The organism is Pseudomonas sp. G166 (assembly GCF_037027455.2).
GTDB lineage: Bacteria > Pseudomonadota > Gammaproteobacteria > Pseudomonadales > Pseudomonadaceae > Aquipseudomonas.
In genome coordinates, this window is record NZ_CP146985.1 from 1346798 (window position 1) to 1364142 (window position 17345).

Genomic DNA, 17345 nt, shown 5'->3' on the forward strand with positions numbered 1-17345 from the left:
GGAGGCAACATGTCACTGGGTTTCACACCAGCGGTGGAAATTTACGGTGCGAACGCGGCACTGCTCAACGAACGCTTGCTCAAGTGGACGCACGTCGACGCGGCAGGGATCGAGTCTGATCAACTGACGCTGACGATCAGCCTGGACGGGCTTGAAGGGTTGCCTAGCCTGGGTGGGAAAATCGGTCTGCGGGTCGGTTATCTGGAGTCGGGACTGGTGGATAAAGGCGAGTTCGTCATCACCCGACGCACGCCGATGCTGTTTCCCCTGCAACTGGTTCTGGTGGCTATGGCCGCGCCGTTCAGCGCGGCGGACCAGACCGGGTTCAAGCAACGCCGATCCGTCAGCCATGGCCCGACGACCTTGGGTGCGCTGTTTCGGCAATTGACCAGCAGGCACGGCTTTTCCCCCCGTGTCGCGCCGGACCTGTCGCTGATCAAAATCGAGCACATCGACCAGTCCAACGAAACCGACATGGGTTTCCTGACGCGCCTGGCCCACCGTTATGACGCCGTCGCCAAGCCGATCAACGAGTTGTATGTGCTGGCTCGGCGCGGTCAGGCGAAGTCGTTGTCGGGCAAGGTTCTTCCAGAAATAAAGCTGTCGGTGACCACCAATAATCGCCCGGGGGATAACGCCTTTATCTCGGCCAAGCTGGAAGAAACTGCCCGGGCGAAATACCAGGGCTGCAAGACCAGTTGGTGGGACGCGGCGGCCGGCAAAGTGCGTGTCGAGCAGAGCGGCCTCGCGCCGTTCAAGACCCTGCGCCAACGTTTCCAGAGCGCAGACGATGCCCGCGCCGCCGGTGAAGGCGAGGTACGCCGGATGATGCGCGAGGCCCTCAAGGTAAAGATTGGCTGCCCTGGCAACCCGGGATTGTCCGCCGAAGGCATCGTGCTGTTGGACCCTTCCTGGCCGGACTTCATGCGCGGTCGCTGGTCGATCGACAAAGTCACCGCCAGCGGCGACCGGGAAAAAAGCTACCGCTGCGAGATTGATGCAACCTGCCTGGATGCCAGGGCCTGACGCCACTCCCCCAAACACCGCGAACCCTGTGGGAGCGAGCTTGCTCGCGATAGCGGCGTGTCAGTCGACTTCAATTTCGAATGTCAGATCGTTATCGCGAGCAAGCTCGCTCCCACAGTTTTCCGACTGCATGCGCCTTTTATACCACTGGAGCCTTCCATGAAGATCACGCCGATCCTCACGCAGCTGCGTGAGCAATGCCCTGCGCTCGCCAATCGCGTGGCTGCGGGCGCTGACCTCGCTACCTTGCAACCCCCCTGCGCCTACGTAGCGCCGATCAACGATCTGGCCATTGCGAACACTGCGCAAAACGCCACCCGGCAAGCGATCCGCGACCGCTTCGAAGTGACCCTGGTACTCGACTCCACCGACGCGACAACAGCGCTGGATCAGTTGCACGACCTGCGGGCCGAGCTGTGGCGTGCACTGGTGGGGTTCAAACCCGGTGGCGACTACACCGGCATCGAATACGACGGTGGCGAGCTGGTATCCATCAACAGCAGCCGTGTGTCGTACCGGCTGCGCTTTTTCGCCGAGTTCCAGCTGGGCCGCAACCTGGCGAGCCAGCCTGCCGAAAGCTGGCACGAACGTGAACTGGACGGCTTGTCGTCCTTTACCGGGGCCACCGTGCAGGTCGATGCCATCGACCCGGCGGACCCCAACCTGAAACGTCCCGGCCCTGATGGGCGCGTGGAACTGACCTTCTCTGGAGACGTAACCCCATGAGCAAACGCATCACCGTGCTGCCGGCCCCGGGCCGTGCCGTACCGGACCCGGAAGCGGGCGATCTGTTGCCCCTCGAAGGCCGTGAAGTGCCGGACAACGCCTGGTGGCGTCGTCGTCTGGCCGATGGCGATATCACCACCAAAACCGTGAAAGCGGCAAAACCACAGGGAGCCAAATAATGGCGATCGGATTCAGCAACATTCCCGCGGACATTCGTGTTCCGCTGTTCTACGCCGAAATGGACAACTCGGCCGCCAATAGCGCGTCGTCGGCCATGCGCCGGTTGATCGTCGCCCAGGTCAACGACAACATCGCCCCGGCCGAAGTCGGCAAACTGGTGCTGGTGTCTAGCGTCGCGCTGGCCAAGAACATCGGCGGGCAGGGCTCGATGCTCGCCTCGATGTACGAGACCTGGCGCAAGACCGACCCGCTCGGTGAAATCTGGTGCCTGCCACTGCACAACACTGAAGGCTCTATCACACAGGGCGTGCTGACCCTCACCGGTACCGCCACCGAAAGCGGCGTGCTCAACCTTTACGTGGGCGGCGTGCGTGTCCAGGCGGCCATCGTCAATGGTGCGACGGCAGCTCAAGCCGCCACCGCGCTGGCCTTGAAAATCAACGCCGCCGCCGACCTCCCGGTGACCGCTGCGGCCGCCGAAGGTGTCGTCACTCTCAGCGCCAAATGGACCGGCGCCAGCGGCAACGACATCAGCCTGCAGTTCAATCGCCTGGGCAAAAGCAACGGCGAAGACACCCCGGCAGGCCTGACCACGGCCATCACTGCGATGGCCGGCGGTGCCGGTGTGCCGGACCAGACTGCTGCTGTTGCGGCCCTGGGCGACGAGCCGTTCGAGTTCATCGCCATGCCCTGGTCCGACCTGTCGAGCCTCAACACCTGGCAAGCGGTCATGGATGACAGCACCGGTCGCTGGTCCTGGGCCAAGCAGTTGTTCGGCCATGTCTACAGCGCCAAGCGCGGTACCATCGGCACCCTGGTGGCGGCCGGTCAGGCGCGCAACGACCAGCACATGACCATCCAGGCCTTGGAGCTGGGCGTGCCGCAACCGTTCTGGGTCCAGGCCGCCGCGTTGGCCGCCCGCACTGCGGTGTTCATCTCCGCCGACGCCAGCCGTCCGACCCAGAGCGGCAGCCTGCCGGGCCTGGATCCGGCTCCGGCCAGCGAGCGTTTCACCCTGACCGAGCGGCAGTCGCTGCTCAACTACGGTATCGCCACCGCTTACTACGAAGGCGGTTATGTACGTATCCAGCGTTCCATCACGACCTATCAGAAAAATGCCTTTGGCCAGGCTGACAACTCCTACCTGGACAGCGAAACCATGCACCAGTCGGCGTTCATCGTGCGCCGCCTGCAAAGCGTGATCACCAGCAAGTACGGTCGCCACAAACTGGCCTCCGACGGGACCCGGTTTGGCGCCGGCCAACCCATCGTGACCCCGAGCACGATTCGCGGTGAGCTGATCGCCCAGTACGCCAAGCTCGAGCTGGAAGGCCACGTGGAAAATGCCGAGCTGTTCGCCGAGCACTTGATCGTCGAGCGCGACAGCCAGGACCCGAGCCGGGTCAACGTGCTGTTCCCGCCGGACTACATCAATGGCCTGCGGGTGTTCGCGCTGCTCAACCAATTCCGCCTGCAGTACGACGATGCCGCCTGAAGGTCGCGCTCAATCGTATGAACTCAGCCCACTTCGCGTGGGCTTTTTATTGAAGGGAGAAACACCATGGGTCAACTGATTGCGGGCACCTGCTACGTCAAAGTGGACGGCGCTCAATTGACCATCAACGGCGGCTGCGAAGCGCCACTGATGTTCACCAAACGCGAAACCGTCGTACCGGGTTTCTACAAGGAAACCGACCTCGCCCCGTCCTTCAAGGTAACGGCGCTGCACACCGCGGACTTTCCGCTCAAGCAACTGGTGGCCGGCACCGACATGACCGTTACCTGCGAATTCAACAACGGCAAGGTCTACGTGCTGGCCGGCGCCTACCTGGTGGAAGAGCCGGTGTCCAAGGGCGACGACGCCACCATCGAACTGAAGTTCGAAGGCATCAAGGGGACCTGGCAATGAGTGATGTCGTGACGCTGCGCGTGGCCATCGAGGCCCACGGCGAGCCTGTGAGCGAACTGACCCTGCGCCGTCCGACGGTGCAAGAGGTGCGGGCGATCAAGGCGCTGCCGTACAAGATCGACAAGAGCGAGGAGGTGAGCCTGGACATGGATGTCGCGGCCAAATACATCGCAGTCTGCGCCGGCATCCCGCCGTCGTCGGTCAACCAGTTGGATTTGGCAGACCTCAACGCACTGAGCTGGGCCGTCGCGAGTTTTTTCATGAGTGCGGCGTCGCAGCCATCGGCGACCTGATCGCCGCCGCCTATGACCTGGCCTGGTTCTGGAAGGTTGACCCCGAACAGATGATGGCCAGGCCACTGGATGTGCTCCGCGAATCCCTGGAGCACGCGCAACGGATCAATGCGATGCAGCAGGTGCAGTGATGGCAGACACACAGAAAGTAGAGAAAAAAGCGCTGCTGCTGACTGGCATCGACGAGCTGTCACCCAAGCTCGCCAACCTTCGAGCGAAGGTCGCGAGCTTCAAGCAGAACCTCGATGCCACGGGCCTGGGCAGCCTGGATATTTCCGCGCTGCTCCCGGACGGCGGCCTGGCCAAGCCATTCGTGGAGGGGCTCCAGTCAGCAGAGGCTTTCAAAGGTGAAGTGGGCGCGGCGAACGTGGCGGCCAGCAGCTTGAAGGCACCTGAAGCGCCGCGTGTGGCGGCACAGAGCCTGGATGGATTGAAGACTTCCATCAGCAATGTGTCGGTGCAGTTCGGCTCGGCCCTGGGGCCGGCGGTCAATGCGGTAGCGGCCAGCTTGCAGCCGATGGTCGGCGGTGTGGCCCAGGTGCTGCAGGACAACCCGCAATTGGTGCAGGGGCTGGCAACTGGTGTGGTGGCGTTCAACGCGATCCAGACGGCAGTCAGCGGTGCGAGCCAAGCCCTGGAGGTGGTCAACCTGGCCTTGAAGATGAACCCTATCGGCTTGATTGCCATGGGCATCGCCTTGGCGGCAGGCATGATCATCGCCCACTGGACGCCGATCTCGGCGTTCTTCGCCGGGCTCTGGCAGAGGCTCGCGCCGATCGTCCTGCCGATGGTCGAGTTCTTCAAGACGATGTTCGCTTTCACTCCGCTGGGGCAGGTGATCAGCCACTGGGGGCCGATCAGCAGCTTTTTTGGCGCACTCTGGAACGTGATCGTGGCGGCGGCAACCCCCATCATTGGCTTCATGCAAACATTGTTCGCCTGGTCACCCTTGGGTTTGATCATCGCCAACTGGACGCCCCTGAGCGGGCTGTTCGCCGCGATCTGGGACTTGCTCACGGCCCTGACCGTGCCAGTGATGGACGCCTTGAAAGGCCTGTTCGACTGGACGCCGCTGGGGCTGATCATGGCCAACTGGGGCACGATCGGTGAAGTCTTCGCCGGGATCTGGGAGGGCATTCGCAATCAAGTGTCGATCATGCTGGCGGTGTTCAGTGGTTTGTTCGACTGGTCGCCCATCGAGGGCCTCATCAAACAGTGGGGGCCGGTGGGTGAGTGGTTCACTCAATGGTGGGACGAGCTGCAGGGCGTGATCGCGCCGATCAAGGCGTTCTTTAACGGCGGCTTCGGTGAAATCATCACCACGTTCACCGGTAAGGTCGAAGGACTGACCGAGGCGCAGCGCCAGACCAATGCCGAAGGCAAGGGTGAGCTGGCGCCGGCGTTTTTTGGTGGGGCCAGTGAACCGCCTGCGGGCCTGTCTTCCAACCTTGCGCCAACGCCGGGCAACCTGCCGGCGAAGACCGCATTGGCGCCGGGCGCATTGCCGCAAACCTCCAGTGCCCTGGTGCAACAAAGCGCCGCGAACAATCGCACGCAGCTCGAAGGCGGCCTGACCGTGCGCTTCGAAAACGCGCCGGCCGGGTTGCGCGCCGATCCACCACAGACCAATCAGCCGGCCCTGGCGGTAAGTTCGCGCATCGGATACCGCTCACTGTCCACAGGAGGTTCCAATGAGCTGGCGTGATCGTTTGTTGCCGGCGTCGTTTCGCGGCGTCGGGTTCTGGGTCGATCAGGCGAAAACCCCGGTCGGCCACAAGGGCCAGTTGCATGAATATCCACAGCGCGACCAGCCGTTTTTCGAAGGGCTCGGCCAGCAGGCGAAGATTCATGAGTTGACCGCGTTCATCGTCGGTCCCGACTGCCTGGAGCAGCGTGACAAACTGCTCAAGGCTTTGGAGCAGGGCAGCGGCGAACTGGTGCATCCGTGGTTGGGGCGCCTGCAGGTCAAGGTCGGCGAGTGCGACATGACCCACACCCGCCAGGACGGCGGGCTGGTGACCTTCGCCCTGAAGTTCTACCCCGACCAGGCGCTGCAATTCCCCTCGGCCGCGATCAACAGCCAGAAACTGCTGCTGGTCTCGGCCGACAGCTTCCTCGGTTCGGCGGTGCGGCGCTTCGAGGACGCCATGACCCTGATCAAGGCCGCACGAATCGGCATCGCTGATCTGCGCAACAGCCTCAAGGAGGTCTACGGTGTGATCGAGCAGGAGCTCAAGCCGTTGATCGAGACCTATCGGCAACTCAGCGATCTGGTCAAGGCGGTGAAAGAGCTACCCAAGGACGTGGCGGCCGAGTTCCAGGGGTTGCTGGGTGACATCCGGGAACTGAAGGACTTTGCCCGTGACGGTTATCGCGGCGTAATTGCCAGCGTGTCGCAACAGGTCGAGGCGATTCGCAAGGCCGATGCACCCAAGCTCACCACCGGTAAGGACACCACGGCGGCGGCCCAGGCTGTGGCCGATCTGGTGCAGGACACACTGCTGGTACAGGCCGCGCAATGGATTGCGGCGATGCCGGTGGCGACACCGGTGGTCAAGTTGGGCGCTACACCCTCGGTGGCGCAACAGGCGGTGCAACCGGTCCAGCGTCGGGACGTGCCGGTGGCCGATGATGTGCTGGCGTTGCGCGATGCCCTCAACGAGGCCATCTGGCAAGCCTCGCTCAAGGCCGATCCGGATCACTACCAGGCCCTGAACAACCTGCGCCAGCAAATGGCCGCGCACCTGACGGCGGTAGCGTCGTCGGGCGTAAGGCTGATCAACCTGTCGTTCAAGCAAAGCCTGCCGGCGTTGGTGGTGGCGTATCAGCAATTTGCCGATGCCACCCGGGTGACCGAGGTGACCCAGCGCAACGGCGTGGCTCATCCGGGTTTCCTGCCGCCCAACGACCTGAAAGTCTCGGGGGAGTAAGCCATGAATGAGCACGATAACGCCGTCTCGCTCACCGTCGGCGGGCTGGATTACGGCGGCTGGAAAAGCGTGGAAATCAGTGCGGACCTGGAGCGCCAGTTCCGCACGTTCAAACTCGACATCACCTGGCAATGGCCGGGGCAGACGCAATCGGTTCCGATTCGGCCGGGCGATGAATGCCAGGTGCGCATCGGTGCCGACCTGGTGCTCAGCGGCTATGTGTTCAAGGCTCCGGTCAGCTATGACGCACGCCAGATCAGCCTGAGCATCGAAGGCGGTTCGAAGACCCAGGACCTGGTGGATTGCGCGGCGATCAATCGCCCGAGCCAATGGCGCGGGCAGACGGTGCTGAGCATTGTCCAGGCCCTGGCTTCTCAATATGGCGTGGGGGTGATCAGCGAAATTCCGGAAACCGCGCGCTTGAGTGAACACAGCATCGTGCCGGGGGAAACGGTCTTTCAATCCATCGACCGTTTGCTGACGTTGTTCCGGGTGTTTTCCACTGACGACGCACAAGGACGTGTGCTACTGGCCAAACCCGGCAGCGGCGGGAGGGCCAGTGATGTGTTGGAGCTGGGCAAGAACATTCTCTCTGGCAATGCACCGATGGATTACAGCCAGGTGTTCTCCGAATACCGGGTCATCGGCCAGCACAAGGGCAATGACCAGCAGAGCGGGACGGCGGTGAGCGAAGTCTCGGGCACCGCCACCGACCTGAGTTTCAAGCGCAAGCGGGTGACGGTGATCAGCGAAAGCGCGCAATTGACCTTCGAACTGGCCCAGCAACGGGCCGACTGGGAAAGCGCGATCCGCACCGGCAAGGCCCAGACCACCACCTACCGCGTGCAAGGCTGGCGCCAGGCCAATGGCGACTTGTGGCGGCATAACACCCTGGTGCGGGTGATCGATCCGGTGCTGGGGTTTGACAGCGACATGCTGATTTCCAAAGTGACGTACTCGCTGTCCGCCCAAGGCTCCATCACCACCTTGCAAGTCGCCCCGCCCCATACCTTCGACGCCAACCCGACGCCACCCAATACCTGAGGCCAACGCCAACCCCTCGGCCACTGCACAACCCCTGTGGGAGCGAGCTTGCTCGCGAAAGCGGTGGGTCAGCTTGTATCGATGTTGGATGTGCTGCCGCCATCGCGAGCAAGCTCGCTCCCACAGTATTTCGAGACCACCTCCAAGTTCCTGCCCACCGCAAATCCTTGTGGGAGCGAGCTTGCTCGCGATGGCGGCAGCGCAGCCAATAGAGAGGTTGATCCGAACACCGCGTTCAAGTCCCAGATTCTCAAGGAAACCCAATGAGCCTACTGACCCGCCTCCTGGCGCGCGGCACTGTCGTGCTCGCCAATTCGGCCACCAAGTTGCAATCGCTGCAAATGCGCCTCACCGCTGGCGAAGTGAACGACGACATGGAGCACTTCGAACCCTACGGCTTCACCAGCAACCCGCTGGCTGGCGCCGAGGGCATCGCCACGTTCCTGGGCGGTGATCGTTCCCATGCCGTGGTGCTGGTGGTCGCCGACCGTCGTTTCCGCCTCAAGGCCCTGGCCCCTGGCGAAGTGGCGATCTACACCGACGAGGGCGACAAGATCCACTTCAAGCGTGGCCGCGTCATCGACATCGACACCGCGACCCTGAACATTCGTGCCAGCAGCGCGGTGAACATCGACAGCCCGGTCATCAACCACACCGGCAAACTCGTTTCCCAGGGCGACCAGATCGCCGCCGGCATCAGCCAGATCAAGCACGTGCATGGTGGCGTGCAGGCCGGCAACGCTCAGACCGCCGCGCCGGCAGGAGGCCAGTGATGTTCATCAGCCAGAACCTGCATGCCGCGCTGACCCGCTCGGTGCTGATCAGCCTGTTCACCTGGCGCCGCGCTGCTGACGACGATGCGGTTGATGACGAGGAGCGTTTCGGCTGGTGGGGCGACACCTTCCCTACCGTCGCCGACGACCGCATCGGCTCGCGGCTGTGGCTGTTGCGCCGGGTCAAGCTGACCCGCCAGACCCAACTCGACGCCGAGTTCTACGCTCGCGAAGCCCTGCAATGGCTGATCGACGACGGCCACTGCCGCGCCATCGACATCATCAGCGAACGCCTCGATGCCCAGCGTCTGAACCTGCGCACGGTCCTGACCCTGGCCGATGGCGAGCGCCTGGACATCAACCCCGATAACAGTTGGCAGGTGACCTATGCCGTTTGAAACCCCTTCGCTGCCGGTGCTGATCAAACGCGCCCAAAGCGACCTGGCCAGCGATTCGCTGCGCCAGTCCGATGCCCAAGTGTTGGCCCGCACTCTTGGCGGCGCCGCCTATGGCCTGTATGGCTACCTGGACTGGATCGCTGAGCAGATCCTGCCGGACAAGGCCGACGAATCGACCCTGGAGCGCATTGCCGCCCTGCGCCTGAACCAGGCGCGCAAAGCGGCCCAGGTCGCCAGCGGCAGCGTCAGCTTCACTGCCTCAGCGGGTGCGGTGCTGGATGTCGACACGCTGCTGCAATCCAGCGATGGCCGGACCTACAAGGTGACCAGCGCCCGCACCACCAGCAACGGCCTGAACAGCACCACTATTGCCGCGCTGGACGCTGGCAGCCTGGGCAACGCCGACACCGGCCTGGTGCTGACGCCCGTTCAACCGATCCTCGGCATCGGCAGCAGCTTCACCGTGCTGGCCCCAGGGCTGACCGGCGGTGTCGCCCGGGAAAGCCTCGAATCCCTGCGAGCGAGGGTGATCCGCTCCTACCGCATCATCCCCCACGGCGGTTCGGCCCAGGACTATGAAACCTGGGCCTTGGAATGCCCCGGTATCACCCGCGCCTGGTGTCGCGGCAGCTATTTGGGCCCTGGCACCGTGGGCCTGTTCGTCATGCGTGACGACGACCCGCTGCCGATTCCCAATGCCGAGCAACTGGAGGAAGTCCGCGCCTATATCGAACCGCTACGCCCGGTGACTGCTGAGGTGCATGTGCTGGCGCCGACCCAGGTACCCGTGACCTACCGGTTGCGCATCACCCCGGACACCAGCGCCGTGCGCGCGGCCATCGAAGCCCAACTGCGCGACTTGCATAACCGCGAAGCCGGCCTCGGCGAAACCTTGCTGCTGACCCACATCGCCGAAGCTATCAGCAGTGCTACCGGTGAAACCGATCACAAACTCACTGCGCCGAGCGCCGATGTGGTTGCGGCCAGCAATCAACTGCTGACCTTCGGGGGCTGCGTATGGCTGGAATAAGAACCGCCGAACAGTACCAGGCCCAACTGCGCAGCTTGCTGCCCAGCGGCCCGGCGTGGGACCCGGAGCGCGTGCCGGAACTGGACGAAGTGCTGGAAGGCATCGCCCAGGAACTGGCTCGCCTCGATGCCCGCGCCGCCGACCTGCTCCACGAAATGGACCCGGCGGGAGTGAGTGAGCTGGTGCCGGACTGGGAGCGGGTGATGAACCTGCCTGATCCGTGCCTCGGCGCTACACCGCTGTATGACGATCGCCGTTTGGCGGTGCGTCGGCGGTTGTTGGCAGTGGGCAGCCAGGCCATCGCCTATTACGTGGAAATCGCCAGGAGCCAGGGCTACCCCAACGCCACCATCACCGAACTCAAGGCGCCGCGCATGGGCCGCTCACGGTTCGGCGAAGCTCACTTCGGCACCTGGCAGGCGCAATTCATGTGGACCCTCAACACCGGCGGCCGGCTGCTGTTGGGGCGGCGGTTTGGCGCGAGCTATTGGGGGGAGCGGTTTGGCGTCAATCCGGGGTCGGCTCTGGAGTGCCTGATTCATCGCAGTGCACCGGCGCATACGCGGGTGCATATCAATTATGACTAAGGAGTAAAAGATGGATTATCCGAAGAGTGTGCCCAGCGCCGGATTGGTGAATGGGAAGTTCGTCGATGAAAACCCCGTTGAAGGCTCGCCGGGATCCCTGATCCCTGCTGTGTGGGGCAACAGCGTCACACAGGAGATTCTGGGGGTGATTTCTGGCGCCGACATGGCGCCATCCGAAGCGGACACCAATCAGCTTTTCAAGGCCGTTCAGAAGATTATCGGTACGACCACCCCTGTGCGTTCGGTCATCACGCGACTGGCCCTATCGAAAGCGCTGACGGCAAATGAGCTTGGTCTCGTATTGATTGACGCCACTGCTGGCGCCACTACGATCGGATTGCCCTCGTCCAACGTCGGACTGGGTGTTCAAGATGTCTTCATTCGGCGCCTGGACAACAGTGGTAATCGTCTTGTAGTTCAGGCCGCCGGCACGGATCGAATCAAGTTCCACACCCATCTTTCGGCCGCTGGTTATCCGTTTCTCATATTGATGGGCAGTGGTGACTGGTGGCATTTGCGCAGTGACGGTGCCGGAAGCTGGTGGCCGATAGGTCGGTTTGACAACACGCCTTTGGGGCGCCCGTTTTTTGAAACGACTATCCAACTGAGTCCGGGAGGTTACGGTGCGCTAAATGGCACAGTCATGAAGCGTGCTGAATGGCCTTGGCTTTGGGATCACGCTCAACAGTCCGGAATGCTCGGTACCGAGGCTACTCGGGAAGGCAATGAAGGCAAATGGAGTTCCGGTGATGGCGCACTCACGTTTCGTGCGCCGGAAGGGCGGGGGGAGTTCCTGCGAATCCTGGACGAAGGGCGCTCTGTGGATCCCGGACGGACGATGGGGACCTTTCAACCCGGCACTGTGCACTCCTATGCGTTTGGGGCACAAGGCGCCGGTGCGATGGGATCGAGATGGTCCGATAGCCTTACCGGATTCGGTGTCAATACCCGCGAAGAAATCAAAGTCGTCGCAGACTTGGTAAACGGTGGTCCGATATTTCCTGTCGGGACCTCTTACCAGATGGATACGGCCAATACGTTGCTCTACTCCTTCAAGTCCCGCCCGCGCAACATCGCCTTTCCCGCGCGCATAAAACTAATCTGAGGTGTCTGTGTTTTATTATCTATTCGATAGAGCCGGCGCATTGTCCGGGCCCGTGGAGTTTTCCGTAACGCCGGGTATTGGCGTTCAGATCCCTAGCAATGCCGTCGAAATTTCCTTTGAGCTACCTTCGCCTGAAAAGGGCCGTACGTGGGCACTGGTGAATAACGTTCCTCGAGAAGTGGTTGATCATCGTGGTTTGGTTTATCGCAAGGAAGATGGCGGTCAGCAGAGCTGGAACGAACTTGGAGAGTTGCCGGCAGCATTCACAATTGAACCCTGGCCGGGCAACTACCATATCTGGAAAAACGATACCTGGCAGTTCGACGCTGAGTCACAGTTGAGCGACCTCAAGGCCCAGGTTTTGGTCCAGCGGGATGCTCTTCTTCGCGAAGCAGTTCTGCGTATAGCCCCCCTGCAATACGCCGAAGACATCGGCGATGCGAGCGACCAGGAACAACTGGCGCTGATGGAATGGAAGCTCTATAGCGTTGAATTGAATCGTATCCAGCATCAGGTCGGTTTTCCAATCGATATCAAGTGGCCTGCCATGCCTGAGCCTGCCACTTAAGCCACCTAGGGTAAGTCATCAAAACTTCCTTAATTTATCGTGCCACTGCGCATTAACGGTGAGGCTTTGTATCGCCTTCATTTTGATCGCAGGTCAGTCAGGAGCGAAAAGTTGGATTATCCAAAAAGTGTGCCCAGTGCAGGCCTGGTGAATGGCCGGTTCGTAGATGAAGATCCCTTGACAGGTACGCCGGGATCACTGATCCCCGCCAGTTGGGGTAATGGCGTCACGCAAGAGTTGCTTAATGTTATTCAAGCCGCCGGAATAGCGCCGTCGGAAGACATTTACAATCAATTGCTCATGGCTTTAAGGGGTAGTGGATTGTTCCTGACTGCCCCGCAATTCAATAATGATAAAGCCGTTGCGACCACGGAGTTTGTGGTTCGCAGTGGAGTGCAATATGCCGGGTTCAATGTTTATAGCAGCAGCGCCTCACTGACACTCTCGGATGTGGGGGGCGTTGTCAGTTTTGCTAGCAATACGCCGGTCACCGCCAAACTGCCGGTTACGACGGGAATCCTGCATGGCGCCACACTCAAGATTGTCAATGCAGGGACTGGAGTTGTAACTGTTTCGACGGTGTCCGCTGCTGATGTCCTAGGCGCGTCGAATGGAGCGCAGGGGCCGATCAGTATTGGATTTGGCGAGACAGCGGAGTTCATCAAAATCAATAGCCAATGGCGTTTGATAGGCGGAACCGTGGCGTTGAAGTATTCGGCCATGTCCTCGTCATCGTTGCAGCCCAATGGTTGGAAACGAATTCCCGATACTACGAGCCCAACAGGCTACGTTATCGAGCAATGGGGAGTTTCCTCCAGTGGCGCCGATGCCAACGGGGTTCTCGTAACGTTCCCGATGTCGTTCCCCAATGCGGTGAGGAATATTGTGGTGACGGACGGGGGACCCACCTGTGCTTCATTTGGAGTGTCCATCGGTTCGCTGAGCCAGTTCAGACTTTATGGGCGGGACTATAACGGAGCCTATTCAAATTGGACTGGGGTGTGGCGCGCGGTCGGCTATTGATAGAGGAATGAATATGTTGATTTTTTATGCTCCGTCCACGGGGGGCTTTTATAACTCCGTTGACCATTTTAAAAACTTTCCGGAGGATGCGATTGAAATCTCCGAGGAGGTCTACCGAGAGTTGTTTGCAGCGCCCTTTTTAAATAAATGTATCGAGCCGGACGTTAGGGGGCGACCGGTGCTTTCGGATCTACCGGTTGATAGGTCTGCGCTACAAGTGGCCAGCGAAAAAAGTTGGCGTGATGCGCAGCTCTCCATTACGGACCGCCTGGTAATCCGGGATCGCGACGAAATGGATGACGGAGGCGCTACAACTCTGGACCAGACGCAATACACAGAACTCCAGGCTTATCGCCGTGACCTCAGGGACTGGCCGCAGGATGAGTTTTTCCCTGCTGCTGGACATCGTCCAGTCGCGCCGCCCTGGCTGGCCAAGCACCTTCAATAACCCTGTTTTCGATGGTCTGAGTATGGATGTTACCCAACAGCAACTCATCAAAATCATGCCCAACGCCCGCTCCCATGCGGGCGTTTTTGTTTCCGCGCTTAACAACGCTATGGCCCACCACCATATAGACACGCCTAAACGCATCGCCGCATTTCTAGCACAGGTCGGTCATGAATCCGGGCAACTGCGCTACGTACGCGAGCTCGGCAGTGATCAATATCTCAGCAAATACGACACAGGATCGTTGGCCGCTCGCCTGGGCAATACGCCCCAGGCCGACGGTGACGGTCAGAAGTATCGTGGTCGCGGACTGATTCAAATGACCGGCCACGACAACTATCTACGTTGCAGTCTCGGCCTGTTTGGTGATGAACGTCTGCTGGCGTTGCCGGAGCTGCTGGAGCAACCGCAATGGGCCGCGGAGTCCGCTGCATGGTTCTGGGAGCAAAACGGCTTGAACGAACTGGCCGACCGCGATCAGTTCAACACCATCACCCGCCGTATCAACGGCGGTTTGAACGGGTTGGAGGATCGCCTGCAACTCTGGGAACGGGCGAGGGCGGTGTTATGTCAGCCTTCGACCTGATGCCATTTTCTTCCCGCACCCTCGTTGTCCTGATGTTGCTGGCGCTGTTGGCGGGTGGCCCGGCGGCGCTGGCATGGCGGGTCCAGGATTGGCGTTATGGCCAACAACTGGCGCAACTGGCGCAGTCCCAGGCCACAACGCTGAATCAAATAACCCAGGCGACTGCCTTGCAACAAAAGGCCGAGCACGACAAACGCCTGGCCCTGGAACAGCAACTGGCCGCCAGCGAACAAACCCATTACCGAGCCTTGAGCGATGCCCAACGTGACCAGGATCGCCTGCGCGATCGCCTTGCTACTGCCGATGTCCGGCTGTCAGTCCTCCTCGACGCCGATGATGTTGCCGCCGGCTGTGCAGTGCCTGCCACCACCAGCGCCAGCGGCGTGGTTCATGGAGGCGCGAGAGCCCGACTTGACCCGGCGCATGCTCAACGAATTATCGCCATCACCGACGCCGGTGATCGCGGATTGATTGCCTTGCAGGCCTGTCAGGCCTATATCAGAGCGCTGGGTCGGTGATCCGGCGAGCCTTGCAAGCTTCGGCTGCTCGTGTACGGTAGGCCCCATTGCGTCGAATCAGGAGAGCATCATGGACGACATTACCGAACTGGCCGCTGAACTGGGCAGGCGCCTGCAGGTGCTCAATGCCCATGTGACCACGGCCGAGTCCTGCACCGGCGGCGGGATTGCCGAGGCAATCACCCGGATTCCCGGGAGTTCGGCCTGGTTCGAGGCCGGTTTCGTCACCTATTCCAATCGCCAGAAAACCCAGCAATTGAACGTGCCGGCCGAATTGTTCGAGACGGTGGGGGCGGTCAGCCGCGAGGTGGTCGAGGCCATGGTGCGGGGTGCCCAGCACAAGAGCCTGGCGCGTTTTGCCGTGGCAGTCAGCGGCGTGGCGGGGCCGGACGGTGGTTCGCCGAACAAACCGGTGGGCACGGTGTGGCTGGCCTGGGGCGTTGGCGAAACCCTCATCAGCGAGCAGCGATTCTTTCCGGGCAACCGCGACGAGGTCCGCCGACAAACGGTGAAGGCCGCGCTAGAGGGGCTGTTGCAGCATGCCGCTGGAGAAATCTCAAATCAGGGGTAGGCGATCCTCAATCGCTGTGGAATAATACTGGCTACTTATACAGGTGTTGGCCGTCAGGCCTTATTGATTACGTGAGGACTTTAATGGACGACAACAAGAAGAAAGCCTTGGCTGCGGCCTTGGGTCAGATCGAACGTCAATTCGGCAAGGGTGCCGTAATGCGTATGGGCGATCAGGACCGTCAGGCTATTCCTTCCATCTCCACCGGCTCCCTGGGCCTGGACATCGCACTCGGCATCGGCGGCCTGCCAAAAGGCCGTATCGTTGAAATCTACGGTCCTGAGTCGTCCGGTAAAACCACATTGACCTTGTCCGTGATCGCCCAGGCCCAAAAAGCCGGCGCGACCTGCGCCTTCGTCGACGCCGAACACGCTCTGGACCCGGAATACGCCGGCAAACTGGGGGTCAACGTCGATGACCTGCTGGTTTCCCAGCCGGACACCGGTGAGCAGGCCCTGGAAATCACCGACATGCTGGTGCGTTCCAATGCGGTGGACGTGATCATCGTCGACTCCGTGGCGGCGCTGGTACCCAAAGCTGAAATCGAAGGTGAAATGGGCGACATGCACGTGGGCCTCCAGGCTCGCCTGATGTCCCAGGCCCTGCGCAAGATCACCGGTAACATCAAGAACGCCAACTGCCTGGTGATCTTCATCAACCAGATCCGTATGAAGATCGGCGTGATGTTCGGCAGCCCGGAAACCACCACCGGTGGTAACGCGCTGAAGTTCTACGCCTCGGTCCGCCTGGACATCCGCCGTACTGGCGCGGTGAAAGAAGGTGATGAGGTTGTCGGCAGCGAAACCCGCGTCAAGGTCGTGAAGAACAAGGTGGCTTCGCCGTTCCGCCAGGCCGAGTTCCAGATTCTTTATGGCAAGGGCATCTACCTCAATGGCGAGATGATCGACCTGGGTGTGTTGCACGGTTTCGTCGAAAAATCCGGCGCCTGGTATGCCTACAACGGCACCAAGATCGGTCAGGGCAAGGCCAACTCGGCCAAGTTCCTGGCGGACAACCCGGAAGTTGCTGCGGCCCTCGAGAAGCAATTGCGCGACAAACTGCTGAGCCCAGTGGCAGACGTCAAGTCAGTGGCTAACCGCGAGACTGCAGATGACCTGGCTGACGCTGACATCTGATTGATTCGATGACCGTCGTACTCGATACCCTCGTCGCGGTGCGACGAACCGCGATGGACCTGCTCGCCAGGCGCGAGCACGGTCGGGTCGAGCTGACGCGTAAGTTGCGTCAGCGCGGTGCTCCCGATGAGTTGATCGACACGGCTCTTGACCGTTTGACGGAAGAGGGCCTGTTATCGGAAACCCGCTACCTTGAGAGTTTTGTCTCTTATCGGGCCCGCTCCGGTTATGGTCCGTTACGAATTCGTGAGGAACTCGGCCAACGGGGCTTGCAACGCCCGGATATCGAACTGGCCCTGCGCGAAAGTGGTATCGATTGGCAGGAGCAACTGGCAGACACCTGGCGTCGCAAATTCTCAGGGCATTTGCCCATCGATGCACGAGAGCGTGCCAAGCAAGGGCGTTTCCTGGCGTATCGAGGGTACTCCATGGAAATGATCAACCGTTTGTTCAGCGGCCGCAGTATGGATGATTGAACAAAAACGGCCCGCTAT

At 61.1% G+C, this 17345-nt stretch carries 22 protein-coding genes; all 22 read left to right on the top strand.

All coding sequences use genetic code 11. The annotated features are described in order from the left end of the window. Positions 1-9 precede the first annotated feature (9 nt). The gene (locus SGN16_RS05955; protein ID WP_210643084.1) at positions 10-1026 is read left to right on the top strand and encodes a contractile injection system protein, VgrG/Pvc8 family; all 1017 of its coding nucleotides are present in this window, start codon (positions 10-12) and stop codon (positions 1024-1026) included. A 159-nt stretch (positions 1027-1185) separates the two neighbouring features. After that, positions 1186-1752: a hypothetical protein gene (locus SGN16_RS05960; protein WP_335943509.1), complete on the top strand. Its 567-nt coding sequence runs from the start codon at positions 1186-1188 to the stop codon at positions 1750-1752. Beyond that, positions 1749-1931: a DUF2635 domain-containing protein gene (locus SGN16_RS05965; RefSeq protein ID WP_039594435.1), complete on the top strand. Its 183-nt coding sequence runs from the start codon at positions 1749-1751 to the stop codon at positions 1929-1931. The genes SGN16_RS05960 and SGN16_RS05965 overlap by 4 nt, the downstream gene beginning before the upstream one ends. Then, positions 1931-3427 (top strand): phage tail sheath subtilisin-like domain-containing protein, encoded by a 1497-nt coding sequence (locus SGN16_RS05970; protein ID WP_335943510.1) that lies wholly within the window; start codon positions 1931-1933, stop codon positions 3425-3427. Before SGN16_RS05965 ends, SGN16_RS05970 begins: the two co-directional genes overlap by 1 nt. 66 nt (positions 3428-3493) lie before the next feature. Then, entirely contained in the window at positions 3494-3841 is a 348-nt protein-coding gene (locus SGN16_RS05975; RefSeq protein ID WP_134923017.1) for a phage tail tube protein, read from the top strand. Beyond that, the gene (locus tag SGN16_RS05980) at positions 3838-4134 is read left to right on the top strand and encodes a phage tail assembly protein (protein ID WP_003198316.1); all 297 of its coding nucleotides are present in this window, start codon (positions 3838-3840) and stop codon (positions 4132-4134) included. The genes SGN16_RS05975 and SGN16_RS05980 overlap by 4 nt, the downstream gene beginning before the upstream one ends. Before the next feature lie 130 nt (positions 4135-4264). Further along, complete coding sequence (locus SGN16_RS05985; RefSeq protein WP_335943511.1) at positions 4265-5839, top strand: phage tail protein; 1575 nt, start codon at positions 4265-4267, stop codon at positions 5837-5839. Further along, positions 5826-7064, top strand: a complete 1239-nt coding sequence (locus SGN16_RS05990) for a DNA circularization N-terminal domain-containing protein (RefSeq protein ID WP_335943512.1) — start codon at positions 5826-5828, stop codon at positions 7062-7064. The genes SGN16_RS05985 and SGN16_RS05990 overlap by 14 nt, the downstream gene beginning before the upstream one ends. Positions 7065-7067: 3 nt before the next feature. Next, positions 7068-8108, top strand: a complete 1041-nt coding sequence (locus SGN16_RS05995; protein WP_335943513.1) for a phage baseplate assembly protein — start codon at positions 7068-7070, stop codon at positions 8106-8108. Between the two features lie 263 nt (positions 8109-8371). Next, positions 8372-8881, top strand: coding sequence for a phage baseplate assembly protein V (locus SGN16_RS06000; protein WP_335943514.1), 510 nt, complete (start codon positions 8372-8374; stop codon positions 8879-8881). After that, on the top strand, positions 8881-9279 hold the full coding sequence (locus SGN16_RS06005) for a phage GP46 family protein (protein ID WP_210643091.1): 399 nt from the start codon (positions 8881-8883) through the stop codon (positions 9277-9279). Before SGN16_RS06000 ends, SGN16_RS06005 begins: the two co-directional genes overlap by 1 nt. Continuing rightward, complete coding sequence (locus tag SGN16_RS06010) at positions 9269-10309, top strand: baseplate J/gp47 family protein (protein WP_335943515.1); 1041 nt, start codon at positions 9269-9271, stop codon at positions 10307-10309. The genes SGN16_RS06005 and SGN16_RS06010 overlap by 11 nt, the downstream gene beginning before the upstream one ends. Beyond that, complete coding sequence (locus tag SGN16_RS06015; protein WP_335943516.1) at positions 10297-10896, top strand: putative phage tail protein; 600 nt, start codon at positions 10297-10299, stop codon at positions 10894-10896. Before SGN16_RS06010 ends, SGN16_RS06015 begins: the two co-directional genes overlap by 13 nt. Positions 10897-10906: 10 nt before the next feature. Next, positions 10907-12001 carry a phage tail protein gene (locus tag SGN16_RS06020; RefSeq protein ID WP_335943517.1) on the top strand — a complete coding sequence of 365 codons (1095 nt, stop codon included), beginning with the start codon at positions 10907-10909 and terminating at the stop codon, positions 11999-12001. A 7-nt stretch (positions 12002-12008) separates the two neighbouring features. Then, complete coding sequence (locus tag SGN16_RS06025; protein WP_210643095.1) at positions 12009-12569, top strand: tail fiber assembly protein; 561 nt, start codon at positions 12009-12011, stop codon at positions 12567-12569. 111 nt (positions 12570-12680) lie between these two features. Then, on the top strand, positions 12681-13592 hold the full coding sequence (locus SGN16_RS06030) for a phage tail protein (RefSeq protein ID WP_335943518.1): 912 nt from the start codon (positions 12681-12683) through the stop codon (positions 13590-13592). Between the two features lie 7 nt (positions 13593-13599). Beyond that, positions 13600-14040 carry a phage tail assembly chaperone gene (locus SGN16_RS06035; protein WP_335943519.1) on the top strand — a complete coding sequence of 147 codons (441 nt, stop codon included), beginning with the start codon at positions 13600-13602 and terminating at the stop codon, positions 14038-14040. A 22-nt stretch (positions 14041-14062) separates the two neighbouring features. Further along, positions 14063-14626 carry a glycoside hydrolase family 19 protein gene (locus tag SGN16_RS06040; RefSeq protein WP_335943669.1) on the top strand — a complete coding sequence of 188 codons (564 nt, stop codon included), beginning with the start codon at positions 14063-14065 and terminating at the stop codon, positions 14624-14626. Beyond that, positions 14608-15144, top strand: coding sequence for a lysis system i-spanin subunit Rz (locus tag SGN16_RS06045; RefSeq protein ID WP_335943520.1), 537 nt, complete (start codon positions 14608-14610; stop codon positions 15142-15144). The genes SGN16_RS06040 and SGN16_RS06045 overlap by 19 nt, the downstream gene beginning before the upstream one ends. A 70-nt stretch (positions 15145-15214) precedes the next feature. Further along, on the top strand, positions 15215-15715 hold the full coding sequence (locus SGN16_RS06050; RefSeq protein WP_335943521.1) for a CinA family protein: 501 nt from the start codon (positions 15215-15217) through the stop codon (positions 15713-15715). Positions 15716-15798: 83 nt separating this feature from the next. Then, on the top strand, positions 15799-16851 hold the full coding sequence (gene recA / locus SGN16_RS06055) for a recombinase RecA (RefSeq protein WP_003198351.1): 1053 nt from the start codon (positions 15799-15801) through the stop codon (positions 16849-16851). A gap of 8 nt (positions 16852-16859) precedes the next feature. Next, positions 16860-17327: a recombination regulator RecX gene (gene recX / locus SGN16_RS06060; protein WP_335943522.1), complete on the top strand. Its 468-nt coding sequence runs from the start codon at positions 16860-16862 to the stop codon at positions 17325-17327. The last annotated feature ends 18 nt before the right edge of the window (positions 17328-17345 follow it).

Coding starts and splice junctions, on each gene's coding strand:
- SGN16_RS06035 (WP_335943519.1), top strand. CDS start 13,600: ATGAATATGTTGATTTTTTATGCTCCGTCCACGGGGGGCTTTTATAAC.
- SGN16_RS05995 (WP_335943513.1), top strand. CDS start 7,068: ATGAATGAGCACGATAACGCCGTCTCGCTCACCGTCGGCGGGCTGGAT.
- SGN16_RS06050 (WP_335943521.1), top strand. CDS start 15,215: ATGGACGACATTACCGAACTGGCCGCTGAACTGGGCAGGCGCCTGCAG.
- SGN16_RS06045 (WP_335943520.1), top strand. CDS start 14,608: ATGTCAGCCTTCGACCTGATGCCATTTTCTTCCCGCACCCTCGTTGTC.
- SGN16_RS05980 (WP_003198316.1), top strand. CDS start 3,838: ATGAGTGATGTCGTGACGCTGCGCGTGGCCATCGAGGCCCACGGCGAG.
- SGN16_RS06010 (WP_335943515.1), top strand. CDS start 9,269: ATGCCGTTTGAAACCCCTTCGCTGCCGGTGCTGATCAAACGCGCCCAA.
- SGN16_RS06040 (WP_335943669.1), top strand. CDS start 14,063: ATGGATGTTACCCAACAGCAACTCATCAAAATCATGCCCAACGCCCGC.
- SGN16_RS05955 (WP_210643084.1), top strand. CDS start 10: ATGTCACTGGGTTTCACACCAGCGGTGGAAATTTACGGTGCGAACGCG.
- recA (WP_003198351.1), top strand. CDS start 15,799: ATGGACGACAACAAGAAGAAAGCCTTGGCTGCGGCCTTGGGTCAGATC.
- SGN16_RS06020 (WP_335943517.1), top strand. CDS start 10,907: ATGGATTATCCGAAGAGTGTGCCCAGCGCCGGATTGGTGAATGGGAAG.
- recX (WP_335943522.1), top strand. CDS start 16,860: ATGACCGTCGTACTCGATACCCTCGTCGCGGTGCGACGAACCGCGATG.
- SGN16_RS05960 (WP_335943509.1), top strand. CDS start 1,186: ATGAAGATCACGCCGATCCTCACGCAGCTGCGTGAGCAATGCCCTGCG.
- SGN16_RS05975 (WP_134923017.1), top strand. CDS start 3,494: ATGGGTCAACTGATTGCGGGCACCTGCTACGTCAAAGTGGACGGCGCT.
- SGN16_RS06015 (WP_335943516.1), top strand. CDS start 10,297: ATGGCTGGAATAAGAACCGCCGAACAGTACCAGGCCCAACTGCGCAGC.
- SGN16_RS06005 (WP_210643091.1), top strand. CDS start 8,881: ATGTTCATCAGCCAGAACCTGCATGCCGCGCTGACCCGCTCGGTGCTG.
- SGN16_RS05970 (WP_335943510.1), top strand. CDS start 1,931: ATGGCGATCGGATTCAGCAACATTCCCGCGGACATTCGTGTTCCGCTG.
- SGN16_RS06000 (WP_335943514.1), top strand. CDS start 8,372: ATGAGCCTACTGACCCGCCTCCTGGCGCGCGGCACTGTCGTGCTCGCC.
- SGN16_RS05985 (WP_335943511.1), top strand. CDS start 4,265: ATGGCAGACACACAGAAAGTAGAGAAAAAAGCGCTGCTGCTGACTGGC.
- SGN16_RS05990 (WP_335943512.1), top strand. CDS start 5,826: ATGAGCTGGCGTGATCGTTTGTTGCCGGCGTCGTTTCGCGGCGTCGGG.
- SGN16_RS05965 (WP_039594435.1), top strand. CDS start 1,749: ATGAGCAAACGCATCACCGTGCTGCCGGCCCCGGGCCGTGCCGTACCG.